This is a genomic window from Pseudoduganella sp. RAF19 (assembly GCF_052114165.1).
Classification (GTDB): domain Bacteria; phylum Pseudomonadota; class Gammaproteobacteria; order Burkholderiales; family Burkholderiaceae_D; genus Rugamonas.
Genome location: NZ_JBFREF010000009.1, coordinates 61,352 through 78,369, shown reverse-complemented (window position 1 = coordinate 78,369; position 17,018 = coordinate 61,352). Strand labels below are relative to the sequence as shown.

16 protein-coding genes are annotated in these 17,018 nt (G+C 61.2%); 7 read left to right on the top strand and 9 right to left on the bottom strand.

Annotation, left to right across the window (positions count from 1 at the left end; genetic code table 11):
- The first annotated feature begins 40 nt into the window (after nt 1-40).
- The 4 genes from gluP to AB4Z19_RS22860 are packed head-to-tail and all read left to right on the top strand — an operon-like array spanning nt 41 to nt 4,850.
- Entirely contained in the window at nt 41-1,378 is a 1,338-nt protein-coding gene (gene gluP, locus AB4Z19_RS22875; protein WP_442036098.1) for a glucose/galactose MFS transporter, read from the top strand.
- Between the two features lie 32 nt (nt 1,379-1,410).
- Nucleotides 1,411-2,700: an ABC transporter substrate-binding protein gene (locus AB4Z19_RS22870; protein ID WP_442029291.1), complete on the top strand. Its 1,290-nt coding sequence runs from the start codon at nt 1,411-1,413 to the stop codon at nt 2,698-2,700.
- Nucleotides 2,701-2,710: 10 nt separating this feature from the next.
- A complete protein-coding gene (locus AB4Z19_RS22865; RefSeq protein WP_442036096.1) occupies nt 2,711-3,424 on the top strand; it encodes a response regulator in 714 nt (237 codons plus the stop codon).
- Nucleotides 3,417-4,850 (top strand): ATP-binding protein, encoded by a 1,434-nt coding sequence (locus AB4Z19_RS22860; protein WP_442036094.1) that lies wholly within the window; start codon nt 3,417-3,419, stop codon nt 4,848-4,850. The genes AB4Z19_RS22865 and AB4Z19_RS22860 overlap by 8 nt, the downstream gene beginning before the upstream one ends.
- On the opposite strand, the gene AB4Z19_RS22855 is transcribed toward AB4Z19_RS22860, so the two are convergent.
- From AB4Z19_RS22855 to AB4Z19_RS22815, 9 genes are all read right to left on the bottom strand, one after another.
- Complete coding sequence (locus tag AB4Z19_RS22855; protein WP_442023263.1) at nt 4,847-5,428, bottom strand: hypoxanthine-guanine phosphoribosyltransferase; 582 nt, start codon at nt 5,426-5,428, stop codon at nt 4,847-4,849. The two genes, AB4Z19_RS22860 and AB4Z19_RS22855, sit on opposite strands and share 4 nt — an antisense overlap.
- Nucleotides 5,429-5,539: 111 nt before the next feature.
- Nucleotides 5,540-6,796, bottom strand: coding sequence for a phenylacetate--CoA ligase family protein (locus tag AB4Z19_RS22850; RefSeq protein ID WP_442023287.1), 1,257 nt, complete (start codon nt 6,794-6,796; stop codon nt 5,540-5,542).
- Nucleotides 6,796-7,149 carry an MmcQ/YjbR family DNA-binding protein gene (locus tag AB4Z19_RS22845; RefSeq protein WP_442023265.1) on the bottom strand — a complete coding sequence of 118 codons (354 nt, stop codon included), beginning with the start codon at nt 7,147-7,149 and terminating at the stop codon, nt 6,796-6,798. The genes AB4Z19_RS22850 and AB4Z19_RS22845 overlap by 1 nt, the downstream gene beginning before the upstream one ends.
- 11 nt (nt 7,150-7,160) lie before the next feature.
- Nucleotides 7,161-8,018, bottom strand: a complete 858-nt coding sequence (locus AB4Z19_RS22840; RefSeq protein WP_442023267.1) for an ABC transporter ATP-binding protein — start codon at nt 8,016-8,018, stop codon at nt 7,161-7,163.
- Complete coding sequence (locus tag AB4Z19_RS22835; protein WP_442036092.1) at nt 8,015-9,328, bottom strand: ABC transporter substrate-binding protein; 1,314 nt, start codon at nt 9,326-9,328, stop codon at nt 8,015-8,017. The genes AB4Z19_RS22840 and AB4Z19_RS22835 overlap by 4 nt, the downstream gene beginning before the upstream one ends.
- 31 nt (nt 9,329-9,359) lie before the next feature.
- The gene (locus AB4Z19_RS22830) at nt 9,360-10,418 is read right to left on the bottom strand and encodes a branched-chain amino acid ABC transporter permease (RefSeq protein ID WP_442036090.1); all 1,059 of its coding nucleotides are present in this window, start codon (nt 10,416-10,418) and stop codon (nt 9,360-9,362) included.
- 3 nt (nt 10,419-10,421) lie between these two features.
- Nucleotides 10,422-11,318: a branched-chain amino acid ABC transporter permease gene (locus tag AB4Z19_RS22825; RefSeq protein WP_442023289.1), complete on the bottom strand. Its 897-nt coding sequence runs from the start codon at nt 11,316-11,318 to the stop codon at nt 10,422-10,424.
- Nucleotides 11,319-11,325: 7 nt separating this feature from the next.
- Nucleotides 11,326-12,156 carry an ABC transporter ATP-binding protein gene (locus AB4Z19_RS22820; RefSeq protein ID WP_442023272.1) on the bottom strand — a complete coding sequence of 277 codons (831 nt, stop codon included), beginning with the start codon at nt 12,154-12,156 and terminating at the stop codon, nt 11,326-11,328.
- Nucleotides 12,153-14,087: an AMP-dependent synthetase/ligase gene (locus tag AB4Z19_RS22815; protein ID WP_442023274.1), complete on the bottom strand. Its 1,935-nt coding sequence runs from the start codon at nt 14,085-14,087 to the stop codon at nt 12,153-12,155. Before AB4Z19_RS22815 ends, AB4Z19_RS22820 begins: the two co-directional genes overlap by 4 nt.
- Nucleotides 14,088-14,246: 159 nt before the next feature.
- On the opposite strand from AB4Z19_RS22815, the gene AB4Z19_RS22810 reads away from it, so the two are divergent.
- The 3 genes from AB4Z19_RS22810 to AB4Z19_RS22800 are packed head-to-tail and all read left to right on the top strand — an operon-like array spanning nt 14,247 to nt 17,015.
- Nucleotides 14,247-14,933, top strand: a complete 687-nt coding sequence (locus AB4Z19_RS22810) for a Crp/Fnr family transcriptional regulator (RefSeq protein ID WP_442023276.1) — start codon at nt 14,247-14,249, stop codon at nt 14,931-14,933.
- 19 nt (nt 14,934-14,952) lie between these two features.
- On the top strand, nt 14,953-16,758 hold the full coding sequence (locus tag AB4Z19_RS22805) for an aminopeptidase P family protein (protein WP_442036088.1): 1,806 nt from the start codon (nt 14,953-14,955) through the stop codon (nt 16,756-16,758).
- Nucleotides 16,755-17,015: a hypothetical protein gene (locus AB4Z19_RS22800; protein WP_442023279.1), complete on the top strand. Its 261-nt coding sequence runs from the start codon at nt 16,755-16,757 to the stop codon at nt 17,013-17,015. Before AB4Z19_RS22805 ends, AB4Z19_RS22800 begins: the two co-directional genes overlap by 4 nt.
- Nucleotides 17,016-17,018: the final 3 nt, after the last annotated feature.

Below are 17,018 nucleotides of genomic sequence, written 5' to 3'. Positions count from 1 at the left end.
TGGCGGGGGAGGCTTCTCCTTCCTCGCTCCACGGATTCACATGCACAAAGATCAGACTCTCAAGCTGGCCGTGCCGGCCGCTTCTCCAGCCGGTAACGTAGTGGTGGCCATGCTTTTCGTTGGCCTCATGTTTTTCATTCTCGGTTGCGCTACATGGCTGAACGGATCGCTGATTCCCTTCCTCAAAATCGTCTGCAATCTGAATAACTTTCAGTCGCTGTGGGTCACGTTCGCTTTCTACATCGCCTACACCCTGATGGCGTTGCCTTCCGCCGCCGTGCTGCGGCGCGTGGGATACAAGAATGGTATGTCGCTTGGCCTGGCGATCATGGGCCTGGGCGCACTGCTGTTTATTCCGGCCGCGCGCAGCAGCTGGTATAGCCTGTTCCTGCTGGCGCTGTTCACACTGGCCAGCGGCATGACCTTGATGCAGACAGCCATCAATCCCTACATTGTCTGCATCGGCGCACGCGAGAGCGCGGCCATGCGCATCAGCATCATGGGCTTCTTCAACAAGACGGCGGGCGTGCTGGTGCCGCTGGCCTTCAGCAGCATGATGCTGTCGGGTATCAGCCGCTATTCCGATGCGGCGCTGGCCACACTGGATGCGGCGGCCAGCGCTGCGCTGCGCAGCGAGCTGGGTCAGCGGCTGGAGTTTCCTTATGCCGCAATGGCCGCGGGCCTGTTCGCCATCGCGGTCGTGGTGCGCTTCTCGCCGTTGCGCGAAATTCCGGAAGAGGCGGAAGTGGGCGGCCATTCGGGCTCGCATTGGGGCGTGCTGCAATTTCCCCAGCTGGTGCTGGGCGCGCTGGCGCTGTTCGTCTACGTCGGCGTGGAAGTGATTGCCGGCGACACGATTGGCCTGTATGGCCGTAGCCTGCGTGTGGAGAATTTCGGCGTGCTCACGTCTTACACCATGGCCTTCATGATGGCGGGCTATGTGGTCGGCATCGTTGCGGTGCCGCGCTGGCTGTCGCAAAAGCACGCGCTGCTGCTGTCCGCGCTGTGCGGCATGGTATTCTCGTTCGGCGTGACGCAAGCCTCCTCGGCGGGCAGCGCGCTGTCGAGCGCCATGCTGGGCTGGGCAGGCGTGCCGGCAGTGCCGGACACTGTGATGTTTCTCGCCATGCTGGGCTTCGCGAATGCGCTGGTGTGGCCTGCAATCTGGCCCCTGGCGCTGAATGGCTTGGGCAAATACACCGCCAGCGGCTCGGCTTTGCTCATCATGGGCATCGCGGGTGGTGCGCTGCTGCCGATGATTTACGGGCACTTGTCTGATCTGTCCAGTTCACAAGCGGCGTACTGGGTGCTGCTGCCATGCTACGCAATGATCCTGTTCTATGCCGTGAAAGGCCACAAGATGACGTCATGGAGATAGAATTAGCAGATCGTTATCTGCTGGAGTAGCGGGTGCCAAGGACCAACCGGCGTTTGCAGATCGCGCGGCTGGCGCGGTTGCTCGCTTTTTCTTTTATCGTGGTATCGCCTTCAAGCCAGGCGGTGACTACGCCATCGCTGCAAGTGCTGCATTGGTGGACTTCGGCCAGCGAGCGCCATGGCGCCAACGTGCTGGCTGCACGCCTGGCCGATGAAGGTGTCACGTGGCAGGATGCGGCCATTCCCGGTGGGGCGGGCCTCGGCGCCGGCAAGGTGCTGCGCAGCCGCGTGCTGGCGGGCGATGCGCCGGACGCCACGCAGATCATCGGCGTTTCCATCGGCGAGTGGGCCGAGCTGGGATTGCTGCTGGAGCTGGATAGCGTGGCGAATGCCGGCAACTGGAGCAATGTGCTGTTCCCCACCGTGCGCGATCTGGTTCAGCATCGCGGCCACGTGGTCGCTGCGCCGCTCGGTATCCATCGCATCAATACACTTTTCTACAATCGCAAACTGTTCGCACGCCTGAATCTCGTGCCGCCCGCGAGCTGGAAAGAATTCGAGCAGGCCGCTCACCGGCTGCGTGCAGCAGGCGTGGCGCCGCTGGTACAAAGCAGTGAGCCCTGGCAGGTTGCCACATTGTTTGAAAACCTCGTACTGGCTTCCGGCGGCCCGGAATTTTATCGCGAGCTGTTCGTGCGCCGCAGCCCGCAGGCAGCGAACGATCCGCGTCTTGCCGAGGCGCTGCTTCGCCTTCGCGCGATGAAGGCCTGGATGCTGAACCCGGCCGACGAGCAGCCATGGACCGAGGCTGCGAAACGTTTCGCACGCAGCGAGGCGGCCATGTTCGTCATGGGCGACTGGGCCAAGGCGGAGCTGAATGAAATGGGGCTGGCTACCGATGTCGAATTCGGCTGTGCAGCCATGCCGGGTACCGACAAGTACCATCTCTACAGCGTCGATACGCTGTCGATGTTCGTCAACGATTACGCCCACCAGCCCGCGCAGGAAAAGCTGGCCAAAGTCGCCGTAACGCAAGCCGCGCAGCTGCAATACCACGCCGCAAAGGGTTCGGTGCCGGTGCGCCGCGACGCTAATCCGGCCGCCATGGACAGCTGCGCGCGCTCATCCTGGCGCAGCTTTGCGCGCGGTGCATCCGCGCAGGCGCCCAGCCTCGTGCACCGCATGGCCGCCGACGAAGAAAGCCGCGATGCCATCATCGCCGAACTGCACCGCTACTACATGGACGACAGCGTCACGCCCGCCGACACGCAGCGCCGCCTCGGCGGCATTCTGCGCACGCTGAACATCCGCTCGCACAAATAAGGATCTGATCATGGCACGCAAGATACTCATTGTTGACGACGACCAGAAAACCCGCCTGCTGCTCAAGACTTATCTTGAAAAGAACCAGTACGAAGTGATTCTCGCCCACAACGGTGAGAGCTTCCTGGCCGAGCTGCACACACATGCCGAGCAGCTGTCGATGGTGATCCTGGATGTGATGCTGCCCGATACCGACGGCTTTGCGCTGTGCCGCATCGTGCGCAAGCGCTCCAATCTGCCGATCATCATGCTGACCGCCAGTTCCGATGAAACCGACCGTGTGGTGGGACTGGAGCTTGGTGCGGACGATTACATCGCGAAACCATACAGCCCGCGTGAACTGCTGGCGCGCATCAAGGCCATTCTGCGCCGCGCATCCAATGAGCCTGCGGCCTCGGTGCGTTCCTATCACTTCAACGGCTTCACGCTGGACCTGCTGGAGCGCACCGTGGTGGACAGCGAAGGCGCGCCGGTGCAACTGACGGGGCTGGACTTCCAGTTGCTGAAGTATTTCGTGGAACATCCGGGCACGATTCTGGATCGCAGCCTGCTGTGCGAAGAGACGCGCGGCCGCGATTCCGGCCCGCTGGACCGCTCGCTGGACGTGCAAATCAGCCGCCTGCGTCTGCGCCTGAACGACGACGGCAAGCAGCCCATGCTGATCAAGACCGTGCGCGGCGCGGGGTATGTGTTCTCGGCCACGGTCGATGTCACCCATGCGTAGATTCTGGCCGCAATCGCTGCTGGCCCGCTTGTCGCTCGTGATGGTGGCGGGGCTGCTGCTGGCGCAGATCGTGGCCAGCGTGATCTGGGCCACGCAGCTGCGCGCCAAGACGGAAGCGGACGTGAAGTCAGCCGCGCAGTATCTGGGGCAGGGCGCGGCCAGTTCGATCCGCTTCTTCAAAAGCCTGCCGCCCAGCTACCGCAGCCTGCTGATCCAGCAGTTCCGCGAAATGGGCGGCACACGCTTCTATGTCGCGCTGAATCGCGCTGAAGTGACGGTACGGGAAATCGCACCGCAGGCACTGGCACAAACGGCGCTGACTGCATTGGACGCGAGGCTGCGCAACGATCTGCCGGGCGAAACCAAGCCGCGCCTGGCCTTTGCCTGGCCAGATCAGCTGGTGGTGTCGCCGGACGGCATCCATGTCGGCGATCTGCCGGAAGCGTGGGTGCGCCACATCCTGCTGCTGAAGCCCGATCCCGCACCCATCGTCGTCATTCAGACCGAACTCGAACCGGGTAACTGGCTCTATCTCGCCACGCTGATGCCTAACCCGTACTTCCTGAATTCGAATGACCCGCTGTCGCCGGACCGCCTGGTAGTGCAGGGTGCGTCGCTGGCGGTCGTATTGCTGCTGTCCTTCCTGATGGTGCGCTCGATTACACGCCCGCTGGCGGCGCTGTCCGATGCGGCGGAGGCTTTCGGCAAGGATGAAAATGCGCCGGCGCTGCCGGAAACGGGCAGCCGCGAATTCGTCAACACGGCGCGTGCCTTCGGCGCCATGCGCGAGCGGATTGCCCGCTACATCAAGGACCGCGAACGATTGTTCATCTCCATCTCGCACGATCTGCGCACGCCCATCACCCGCCTGAAGCTGCGCGCCGAGCTGCTGGATGACGATGCACTGCGCAACGACTTCGAAGAAGACCTCGATGAGCTGGACGTGATGGTGAAAGGCGCGCTGCAATGTGTGAAGGACAGCGATATCCACGAGAATCCGGCCGAGGTGAAGCTGGATACGCTGATACGCCGCCTGGTGCGCAGCGCGGAGCTGGCTGGCCATAGCGTGGCGTATGAGGCAAGCGGCATCACCGTACGTGGCAAACCGCTGGCGCTGAAGCGTGCCATTGGCAACCTGCTCGATAACGCCCTGTTCTACGGCGAGCGCGCCGAGATCAGCGTGTGCGCCAGTGAGGAGTGGACGGAGATCGCGGTGCGCGACCACGGTCCGGGTGTGCCGGAAGATGCGGTCGCCAGTCTGTTGGAGCCATACGTGCGCCTGGACCACGGCCGCGAGCGCAATGGCGCCGGCATGGGCTTAGGGCTGGGCATCGCCAGCGGCATCATTGAAGGACATGGCGGCAAGCTGATGCTCGCCAACCATCCCGAAGGCGGCTTGAACGCCGTGATTCGCCTGCCCGCTTAGCGGGTGTTCAGATCCTCGGCGCGGATCGCCCAAAGGCCCGGCAGGTTGCGCCAGTAGCCGTAGACGTCCATGCCGAAACCGACCACGAAGCGGTTCGGAATAGTCAGACCGACCAGGTCGGCCTTCACCGGCTTGATCTTGCCGATGTTCTTGTCCGCGAAGACGGCGATGATCACTTCCTTGGCGCCCATCTCCAGCAGGCGCGCTTTCACGTGTGCCAGGGTTTCGCCTTCGTCCAGGATATCGTCCAGCACGATCACGGTGCGGCCGGACACGGTGGGACGCGGCACGACCTTCCACACCACCTTGCCGCCCTGGTCGTCGTCGCCATAACGGCTCACGTGGATGTAATCGAATTCGAGCGGGAAGGTCAGTTGCGGCAGCAGGCTGCCGGTGAACACAACAGCGCCGCCCATCACGCCAAGCACCAGCGGGAACTCCTGTCTGGCGGGATCGCCGAAGCGTTCGTTCAGGGAGTCGGCCATGCGGCGCACGGATGCTTGCACGGCTTCCTTGTCAAAGATCTCTTCCGCGTTTTCGATCAGCGCGCGGGCGCGATTGTGATGGAACTCTTGCATAATCTGCCTACTTAACGACTGGGTGATGAATGGCTTTCATTATCCGCCATCTGCCCAGCTGTCGCAGGATAAGTTGGTTTTACGCCACAGGCCGCGTTATCTCTGCGTTATTCAACTGTAATCGCGCACATCGTCGATGATCTTGCCGTCATTTGGCAGGCTGCCATGCGTCGCGAATTGCACTTCGCCGCGCAATTTGGTGACCTCGCGGATACTGGCGATGATGTCCGGCGCCGCATTGTGCGCTGCGGGATCGGCGACTTCGCAGTGCAGGGTCATGACTTCATCGGCGATTTTTCCTGATACCACAAGGCGCGCTTTCAGCACCTGTGGATGGCGGCGCGTGATCTCGTGCACCTGCGAGGGATGCACGAACATGGCGCGAATCTTGGTCGTCTGGTCCGCGCGGCCCATCCAGCCCTTGATGCGCGTGTTGGTGCGGCCGCAAGGCGAAGGCGCTGCGCCGGTCAGCACGGCAGACAGATCGCCCGTTGCGAAGCGCACCAGCGGGTAGTCGGGATTGAAGACGGTCACCACGACTTCGCCCACTTCGCCCGGTGCTACGGGCTCGCCTGAGCCGGGGCGCACGATTTCCAGGATCACTTCCTCGTCCAGTACCAGGCCGGGATTGACCTTGCCGTTACTCTTGGTTTCGTAGGCGATGTTACCTACATCGGCGGAGCCGTAAGTCTGCACCACGTCCTGCACGCCATGTGCGGCAAACCACTGGCGCAGCGACTCCGGCAAGGCCTCCGCGCTGACAATGGCGCGCTTCACGCTGCCAATATCGGCGCCGGTTTCCTGCGCTTTCTCGATGATGATCTTCAGGAAGGACGGTGTGCCAACATAAGTATCAGGCTTCAGCTCGGACATCGCCTGCACCTGCAGCTCCGTCTGTCCGGTACCGGCAGGAATCACCGTGCAGCCGATGCGCGCTGCACCGCCTTCCACCATGAAGGCAGCCGGGGTGAAGTGATACGAGAAGCAGTTCTGCAGCAGCCCGCCCGCACGCACGCCCGCTGCGTACATGGGACGCGCAAAGCGCCACCAGTCGCTGCCGCGTCCTTCAGGGTCGAAAATGGGGCCGGGCGACATGAAGATGCGTCCGAGCTGGCGCGGTTCGGTGCTGGTGAGTCCACCAAAGGGCGGCGCCATATGCTGCAAGCCTTTCAGGTCCGACTTGCGCGTGACCGGCAGCCTGGCCAGTGCTTCACGGCTGGTGACGGCCGCTGCGTCGACGCCGGCAAGAATGCGCGACCATCCCGGTGCCGACTTCGCATGCGCCACCAGCTGCGGCAGGCGTGCCATCAGCTCACGTTCGCGCTGTTCAGGGGCGCGGGTTTCCAGGCTGTCGAGGGTGTCGGCCATCATGCGGCTCCTTCGATTTCTCTTTGCAGTTTCTTGGTCAGTTTTGCGAATATCAGCTCGTGCGCGCGCTGCAGCAGCTCTTTTGCTTCCGCGTCGTTCAGCGATTTGATGTCTTCCACCTTTATCCAGCGCGATTTCGCCAGATAGGGCGCGGGGATGATGCCCGGGCGATCCGTCAGCTCCAGGAAGCGGTCGTCATCGACCTTGAACCGGATGCTGGTAGCCTTCGCGTCCACATCGGTGACGGCAAACATCTTGCCGCCGACCGAGAACACAAGGTGATCCACCCATTTGATGTCTTCCGTTGCGCCGGGCAGGCACCGGCAGAATTCCTTCGCTTGCTTGATATTCATGCGTCTCTTGATCAGGCCAGCCAGCGTTTGCGGCGGCGGTAAAACTTCATGTCCCGGAAGCTCTTGCGGCCTGCGCCGGACATGCCCAGATAGAATTCCTTCACGTCTTCGTTGTTCGCCAGCTCCGAAGCTTCGCCTTCCATCACCACGCGGCCGTTCTCCAGGATGTAGCCGAAATCCGCGTAGCGCAGCGCCACCATGGTGTTCTGCTCGGCCAGCAGGAAGGACACGTTCTCCTTCACGTTCAGGTCTTTCACGATGCCGAAGATCTCTTCGACGATCTGCGGCGCGATGCCCATCGAAGGTTCGTCCAGCAAAATCATGGAAGGCTTGGCCATCAGCGCCCGTCCGATGGCGCACATCTGCTGCTCGCCACCGGAGGTATAGCCGGCCTGGCTGCTGCGGCGCGTTTTCAAGCGCGGGAAGTAGTGATAGACCTTTTCCAGCGAATCGCGCAAGGCGGCGCGCGATTCGTTGCGGGTGAAGGCGCCGGTCAGCAGGTTTTCTTCGATGGTCAGGTGGCCGAAGCAGTGCCGTCCTTCCATCACCTGCGACAGGCCGCGCCGTACCAGCTCATTTGGCGTGAGCTGGTCGATGCGTTCGCCCTTGAACAGCACCTCGCCCTTGGTCACATCGCCGCGTTCATTGCGCAGCAAGGTCGAAATGGTCTTCAGCGTGGTCGATTTGCCCGCGCCGTTGGCGCCCAGCAGGGCGACGATCTTGCCCTGCGGGACTTGCAGCGAAACGCCTTTCAGCACGAGGATCACGTGGTCGTAGATCACCTCGATATTGTTCACCGACAGGTAGGGCTGCGGCGCTGCGGCGGCCTGAGGGGCCGTCGCAGCGGTTGCTGGGTGCAGTGTGCTCATGACTTCAGACAGGCCGGAGTAATTTTCTTCTCGGCTGCGTACTTGGCCGACGACTCATCGGTCAGCTTGCGTACCAGCGCTTTATCGCCGATCACCCAATTCGGAGTTATCGCGACCCACTTCTTGCCATCCCACTGCTGCACCTTCACGGCACCCGAGCCTTCATGGTCATCACAGCTGGTTTTCACAGGAGGGAACATATTGAACACGCCGAGGGCCTTCTGGCGGGCCTCATCCACGTTCAAATTCTCAAACCCCCAGCGCAACTGCTCTCCCGAGACCGGCTTTCCTTTGCCGAATTTCTCCTGCGCGGCACGCATTGCTTCCACATACATCACGCCCGCGGTCAGGCCGCGCATGTGGTACACCGATCCGATGCGCGACTGGTCGGCCAGGTTGCCCTTGCCGGCCGCGTAAACCTTCTTCCTCAAATCGTCCAGCAGCGGGTAATTGCCCGGCGTGTTGAACGTCATGGCCGTATAGCCCTTGGCAGCCTCGCCCGAAGGTACGGTGTCTTCTTCCGAACCGGCCCACCAAACGCCCAGCATTTTGTCGCGCGGGAAGCCGTTGCGCTGCGCCGTCTTGATGGCGACGGAGTTCATCACACCCCAGCCCCACAGGATTACGTGGTCAGGATTGGCCTGGCGGATCTGCAGCCATTGCGATTGCTGCTCGCTGCCCGGTGGTGCGACGGGGATCTTGATCAGTTCAAAACCGTATTCCTTGGACAGCGCTTCCAGCACTGGCAAGGGTTCCTTGCCGAAGGCCGAGTCGTGGTACAGGTGCACGATCTTCTTGCCCTTCAGGTTCTGCATGCCCCCGTGCTTGTCGCCCAGGTATTTGATCATGGCCGCCGCCTGGCTCCAGTAGTTGGACACCAGCGGGAACACATACGGGAACACCTTGCCGTTCGCTGCATCCGAACGGCCGTAGCCCAGGGTGGTCATGGGCACCTTGTCGGCCGGCAGGCGGTCCAGGATGCCGTAAGCGATACCGGTGGACAGTGTCTCGACGCCGGTGGCGCCACCGTTCTTGGTCTTCAGGCGCTCATAGCACTCCACGCCGCGTGACGGGTTGTATTCAGTTTCGCATTCTTCCCACGAGATCTTCACGCCGTTCACGCCGCCATTGGCATTGACCAGGTTGAAGTAATCGATCATACCGCCATAAAAACCGGAACCGCCCGCTGCATAAGGACCCACTCGGTAGGAAGGCAAGGCAACAAACTGCTCGGTGGGCTGAGCCCAGGCGCTGCTGGTGACGATGCTGCAAGCGGTTGCGATGCCGAGTACCAGAGATTTCATCTTCATTTATGTGTCTCCATGAATAGTTATGGATCGCTCAGTGCGGGAAAGGCCACAGGCGAAGTTTCTCTTTACCGATTTGCCACAAACGCGCCAGACCGTGAGGTTCCACGATCAGGAAGAAAATAATCAAAGCGCCGAATACCATGAGTTCGAGATTGGATGCGACGGTGGTTGGCAAGGCCAGACCGTGCGCCAGCACGTTCAGGAACACCGGCAGCAACACGATGAAGGCCGCGCCGAGGAAGGACCCCAGCACGGAACCCACGCCGCCAATGATGATCATGAACAGGATGCGGAAGGAGAGCTCCAGGTTGTAGGCCTCCGGTTCCACCGTGCCGAGGTAGGCGAAAGCGTACAGGGCGCCGGCCACGCCGCAGTAGAAGGAGCTGACGGCAAAGGCCAGCAGCTTGGTGCGCATCAGGCGGAAGCCGATCACTTCGGCCGCCACGTCCATATCGCGCACGGCCATCCATGAGCGGCCGACATTGGAGCGGATCATATTTTTCGCCAGCAGGGCCATGATGGCCACAATTACCAGCACCAGCAGGTATTTGCTCTCCGGCGTCTCAAAGGTATAGCCCAGGATTTCCATCTTCTGCGCGGTAATCACGCCGGACGAGCTGTAATTGGTCAGCCAGCCGATCTTGGTCAGGCACCACACCACGAAGAACTGCGTTGCCAGCGTGGCGGCGGCCAGATAGAAGCCACGGATGCGCAACGAAGGCAGGCCGAACGCCATGCCGACCAGCGCGGCGCTCAGGCCACCCAGCACGAAGGCCAGCAGCACCGGAATGCCGGGAATGCGCAGCACGAAGTTATACGACGCGAAGGCACCGACCGCCATGAAGGCAGCCGTCCCCAGCGACAGCTGTCCCGCATAGCCAGTCAGGATATTGAGGCCCAGGGCCGCCAGCGAAAAGATCAGGAAAGGAATCAGGATCGCAGACAGGACGTAGGGCGAGGACACGAAAGGCAGCACCAGCAGCGCCACGCCCAGCGTCACCATCAGCGCCATGCGGTCCTGGCGGATCGGCAGGATCTGGCCGTCCGTCTCGTAGCTGGTCTTGAATTGTCCTGCTTCACGGTAGAACATCGCTCAGATCCTCCGGATGATTTTTTCGCCGAACAGGCCTTCAGGCCGCACCAGCAGGAAGAGCAGGGCCAGCACATAAGGGAACCAGCCCTCGATGCCGCCGCCCACCATCGGACCGATATACACCTCCGCCAGCTTTTCGGAAGCGCCGATGATCAGGCCACCGACAATCGCGCCCGGAATCGACGTAAATCCGCCCAGGATCAGCACCGGCAGCGCCTTCAGCGCGATGAAGGTCAACGCGAACTGCACACCATTGCGCGCACCCCACAGCAGGCCTGCCACCAGCGCCACCATGCCCGCCACCGCCCACAGGATGCCCCAGATCCGTTGTAGCGGTATGCCGACAGCCAGCGCGGCCTGGTGATCGTCCGCCACCGCGCGCAGGGCGCGTCCGACCTTGGTCTTGGCGAACAGCAGGGCGAGGATGGTGACCATGATGGCGCAGATGGCCGCCGCGGTCACATCGAACTGGGATACGATGATGTTGAACTTATCCATCAGGAACTGCATCGGCACGTCTTCAATCGGTACATCCAGCTTGTGCACCTGCGAGCCCCAGATCAGCTGTGCCAGGCCTTCGATGAAGAAGGCAAGGCCGATGGTGGCCATGAACAGCGTGATTTCCGGCTGGTTCACCAGGGGCCGCAGCACCACGCGTTCGATCACGAAGCCCAGAATGACCATCGCCACAATCGTGGCGGGAATCGCCAGCCACAGCGGCATGCCGAACTTGTCCATGAAGCCGACGCAGGTCAGCGCGGCAAAGAACACCATGGCGCCCTGGGCGAAGTTGAATACGCCGGAAGCCTTGTAGATCAGGACAAAGCCAATCGCCACCAGCGCATACATCACGCCGGACAGCAGGCCGCCGATCAGCACTTCGAAGAAGAAATTGATGTTCATATCAGTGCGCCGTGCCGAGGTAAGCGTTGATCACGTCCTGGTTGGTGCGGACTTCATCCGGAGTGCCGTCGCCGATCTTCTTGCCGTAGTCCAGCACCACCACGCGGTCCGAGATATCCATCACCACGCCCATATCGTGCTCGATCAACACAATGGTGGTGCCGAACTGCTCGTTCACGTCGAGGATGAAACGGCACATGTCCTGCTTTTCTTCCACGTTCATGCCGGCCATCGGCTCGTCCAGCAGCAGGATCTGCGGCTCGGCGGCCAATGCACGGCCCAGTTCCACGCGCTTTTGCAGACCATACGGCAGGCGGCCCACCGGCGTCTTGCGGATATGCTGGATTTCGAGGAAGTCGATGATCTCTTCGCATTTCATGCGGTGTTCGATTTCCTCGCGCCGCGCCGGTCCCCAGTACAGGGTCTGCATCAGGAAGTTCGATTTGATCTTGAGGTTACGGCCGGTCATGATGTTGTCCAGCACCGTCATGCCCTTGAACAGGGCAATGTTCTGGAAGGTGCGGGCGATGCCGGATTTTGCGGCCTGGTAGCAGTCCATATTCTTGCGCTGTTCGCCGCGGTAGATGATCTGGCCCTGCTGCGGGCGGTAGACCCCATTGATCACGTTCAGCATCGAGCTTTTACCGGCGCCGTTGGGGCCGATAATGGCGCGGATCTCGTGTTCCTTCACATTGAACGAGATATTTGTGAGCGCTTTCACGCCGCCGAAGGACAGCGAAATATTCTGCAGATCCAGGATCACCGGGCCGACGTTGCGCCCTGCGTCCACAATCGCATCCGGTTCATTCATCTGCATAATGGCCTCGCTCATGCGGCCTGCCGGGTCACGACAGGGAAGGTCTTGCTGTTCCAGATCTGCAGGTCGGCGGATACGACGCCAGTGCGTCCGTCCTCGAACTTGACCTGGGTTTCGACGTATTGCGAAGGCTTGCTGTCGTACAGTGCTTCAATCAGCACGGCGTATTTGTCGGCAATGAAGCGGCGCCGCACTTTGCGCGTGCGGGTCAGTTCATCATCGTCCGGGTCCATTTCCTTGTGCAGCACGAGGAAACGGTGGATTTGCGTGTCGCCCATCAGGGCTTCACCAGCCAGGTCTGCGTTGACCTTCTCGACGCATTCCCTGACCAGTTCATAAACCTGTTTGTTGGCCGCCAGGTCGGTGTAGCCCGAGTAGGCAATACCGCGCCGTTCGGCCCAGTTACCCACAGCCTCCATATCGATATTGATGAAGGCGCACACGGTATCGCGCTGGTTGCCGAAGCTGACCGCCTCTTTGATGAAAGGGAAGAACTTCAGCTTGTTCTCAATGTAGTTGGGCGCGAACATGGCGCCGCTGTTCATCTTGCCGACGTCGGCCGCGCGGTCGATGATTTTCAGGTGGCCATCGTTGTCGAAGAAGCCGGCATCGCCGGTGTGGAAATAGCCATCGTCGTCGATGGCTTCACAGGTCGCGTCCGGACGCTTGTAATAGCAGTCCATCATGGTCGGCGACTTCACCAGCACTTCACCGTTGGCGGCCAGCTTCACTTCCACGCCCGGCGCTGGCGGACCCACGCTGTCGAACTTGATCTTGCCGTCCGGCTGGAAGCAGATGTAGGCGCAGGTTTCGGTGGAGCCGTAGAACTGCTTCAGGTTCACGCCAATCGAGCGGTAGAACTTGAACAGGTCCGGACCGATCGCCGCACCCGCCGTGTAAGCCACGCGCACGCGCGACAGGCCGAGCACATTCTTCAGCGGACCATACACCAGCACATCGCCGATGGCATATTCGACACGGTCGGACATCGCTACCGGTTTGCCGTCGAGGATATCAGCGCCGCAGCGCCGCGCAACGTCCATATAGTGATGGAACATCTTGCGCTTGATGGTCCCCGCGTCTTCCATGCGGATCATCACCTGAGTCAGCATGTTTTCGAAGATGCGCGGGGGCGCAAAGTAATAGGAGGGGCCGATCTCGCGCATATCCGTCGTAACGGTATCGCTCGATTCCGGGCAGTTCACTGTGAACCCCGCGACCATGGCTTGTGCGAAGGAGAACAGGCAGTCGCCTACCCATGCCATCGGCAGGTAGGAGAGTACGTTCTCTTCGTCGGTCAGCTTGTCGAAGCCAATGCCGCCGTTGGCGGCTGCGATCAAGGCCTTGTGCGTCTGGCACACTCCCTTAGGTTTCCCCGTAGTACCTGACGTGTAAAGAATGATCGCGTTATCGCATTCCATGCCTGTGGCGATGGCGCTCTCGTAGAAGGCCGGGTTTTGCTTGTCGTAAGCACGTCCCAGCTCTTGTAATTTCGCGTAAGAGATTAGTTCCTTGTGGGTGTAATTGCGCATGCCCCGCTCGTCTTCGTATGCGATGTGGGCGATGGCGGGGCAGCAGTCGATCAGTTCCAGCAGCTTGTCCACCTGCTCCTGATCTTCGACGATGGCGTATTGAATTTCGGCGTTTTCCAGCACGAAGGACATGTCGGCCGCCGGCGCATCCTGGTACAGCGGAACGGGCACGCCACCCAGGCACTGTGCTGCTAGCATTGCCCAATACAGGCGGGGACGGTTGTCGCCGATGATGGCCAGGTTCATGCCGCGCTGGAAGCCCAGTGCAGCCAAACCGCATGCCAGTGCGCGGATTTCCTCGTTCACTTGCGACCAGTTCCAGGTCTGCCAGATGCCGAGATACTTCTCGCGGAAGGCGGGCTTATTGGGCCTATTTTTTCCGTGCTCAATCAAGTAGCGCGGAAAAGTAGTCATCTCATGCTGCACCGTTGTCTCCTTGGTCCTCTGCCGAGACAGAGGCATCCTCATTGTTTGGGTGGGGGCCGCAATTTGTGTGATGATATTAGCGTGCGAATCTAGGCAAAGTTGTCTTTTCGAAGACAATTCGACGAATTTTGATGGTGCGCCGCAACAATGAAACAGGAATCTCCCAGCCTGAAGGAAGCACTGCACGCCGCCCTCTGGGCCAGCACTCTTACAGCTGAGCAAATGGCGCTGGTGGAAGCCACCACATATGAAGTATTCATCCCTAAAGGCGGCTTCGTCTGCCATAAGGGCGAAGTGGTGGATAACTGGATCGGCATCATCTCCGGCATGGTCAAGATGAACAATTTCTCGCCCTCGGGGAAAAGCGTTACATTCACCGGCGTGCCGCCTGGCGGCTGGTTCGGCGAAGGGTCGCTGCTGAAGGATGAGCACCGCAAATACGACGCCATGACCTTGCGCGACAGCCGCATCGCCCGCATGCCGGCCGCGACCTTCCATCACCTGCTGGAGAATAGCCTGCCTTTCACCCGGTTCCTGTTGATGCAGCTCAATGAAAGGCTGGGACAGTTCATCGGCATGGTGGAAAACGAACGTTTGCTGGACCCGGACACGCGCGTGGCCCGTTGTCTGGCCTCGCTTTTCAATAGCCACCTCTACCCCGGCATTGAGCGCCTGGTGCATATTTCGCAGGAAGAAATCGGCCTGCTGTCCGGTTCCTCGCGCCAGCGCGCCAACCAGGCCCTGCAAGTGCTTGAACGCGAAGGCCTGGTGCGCGTGGACTATGGCGGCATCCGCATCCTCGACCTCGAAGGCCTGCGCCGCTTCGAAGCCTAATACGCGGTATCATCGCGCTATGAAAGACTCGATCAATCCAGTACCGGCGCGCCTGTCTGCTTTGCGGCAGGCCATGCAGCGCCATGGCGTCGACGCGCTGATGGTGCCGTCGGCCGATCCGCACCTCTCCGAATATCTGCCGCCGCGCTTTAAGGGGCGCGAGTGGCTGTCCAATTTCACCGGTTCGGTGGGCACTTTTATCATCACTGCCGATTTCGCAGGCGTGTGGACCGATGGGCGCTACTGGACGCAGGCCGAGTTCGAGCTGGCCGGCACTGGCGTGCAGCTCATGAAGATCACCTCGGGCGCAAGCGTGCAGTACATCGACTGGCTGGCTGCGACCATGCGTGAAGGGCAGATTGTAGCGGTGGATGGCGCGGTGCTAGGCTTATCCATTGCACGCCTGTTGCAGGCCGCGCTGGAGACGAAAGGCGTCAAGCTGCGCACGGATCTGGATGTGCTGGATGAAGTCTGGACCCAGCGTCCAGGCCTGCCCACGGAGCCGGTCTACGAACATCTGCCGCCATACGCGCCGAAAGGCCGCGGCACCAAGCTGGCGGAATTGCGTGCTGAAATGGCGCGGGCCGGCGCCAGTCACCATCTGATTTCGACGCTGGACGATATCGCCTGGCTGTTCAATCTGCGCGGCTCGGATGTGCATTTCAATCCGATTTTCCTGTCGCACGCCGTGATCGATGCGCAGCAAGCCACGCTATTTGTCGCCGACGGCAAGATCAGCGCCGACCTGGCGGGCGAGCTGGCTGCTGACGGCATTGTCGTCCGTCCTTATGCTGGCGCCGCCGACGCATTGAGCGCGCTGCCGCAGAACGCCGTGCTGCTGCTGGACCCGCGCCGCATCACTTACGGCACGCGCCAGGCCGTGCCGCAGGGCGTACGCGTGATTGAAGCCGTGAATCCGACCACGTTCGCCAAATCGCGCAAGACCGAGGTTGAAGCCGACCATGTCCGCGCCACGATGGAGCAGGATGGCGCTGCGCTGTCCGAGTTCTTCTGCTGGCTGGAGGGCGCGCTGGCCCGACGCGAAAAGCTGAATGAGTATGAGGTCGGCGAGCACCTGCTGTCCTTCCGCAAGCGCCGCCCCGGTTTCGTGAGCCCGAGTTTCGGCACCATTGCGGGTTTTCGCGCCAACGGCGCCATCATGCATTACCGTGCCAGCGAATCCGGATGCGCCGCAATCGAAGGCGATGGGCTGCTGCTGATCGACTCCGGCGGCCAGTACGTTGGCGGCACCACGGACGTGACGCGCGTGGTCGGCGTCGGCGCTATCACGCCGGAACAGAAGCGCGACTTCACGCTGGTCCTGAAAGGCATGATCGCGCTCTCTGTTGCGCATTTCCCGCGTGGCTGCAAATCGCCCATGCTGGATTCCATCGCCCGGGCGCCGCTGTGGGCGGCCGGAGTCGACTTCGGTCACGGCACGGGACACGGTGTCGGCTACTTCCTGAACGTGCACGAAGGCCCGCAATCGATCTCGCCGTCCACCCCGCCGGAAGCGCATACGGCCATGGAGCCCGGCATGATCACCTCCAACGAGCCTGGCGTGTACCGCCCCGGCAAGTGGGGCATCCGCATTGAAAACCTGGTGCTGAACGTGCCCGCCGGGACGTCGGAATTCGGCGAGTTCCTGCGCTTCGAAACACTGACCCTGTGTCCGATCGACACGCGCTGCATTGACCGCGCGCTGCTGCGTGAAGACGAAATCGCGTGGCTGAACGCTTACCACGCCACGGTGCGTGAGCGCGTGAGTCCCCTGATCAACGGTGATGCGCTGGCCTGGCTGGAAGAAAGGACAAAAGAAATATGAGCGCACGCTCTACCAAAGCCTCCAACGCGCTGGCCCGCTTGAAAGAACGCAGCGGCAACCAGGGCTATTCGATGACGATCACCGGCGCCGGCCACTTCCTGCTATCCGAGTCGCCGGACAGCCAGCCGCTGAACCCACCGATGGAGCTGGACGACTTCGTCGCCTTTGTCAACGCACAGGGACCGCAGAAAGCAAAGCGCGTCAGCAAGCTGGATGTGGCGTTCGAAAAGCAGTTGGTCAAGAAAACCGGAAAATAAAGA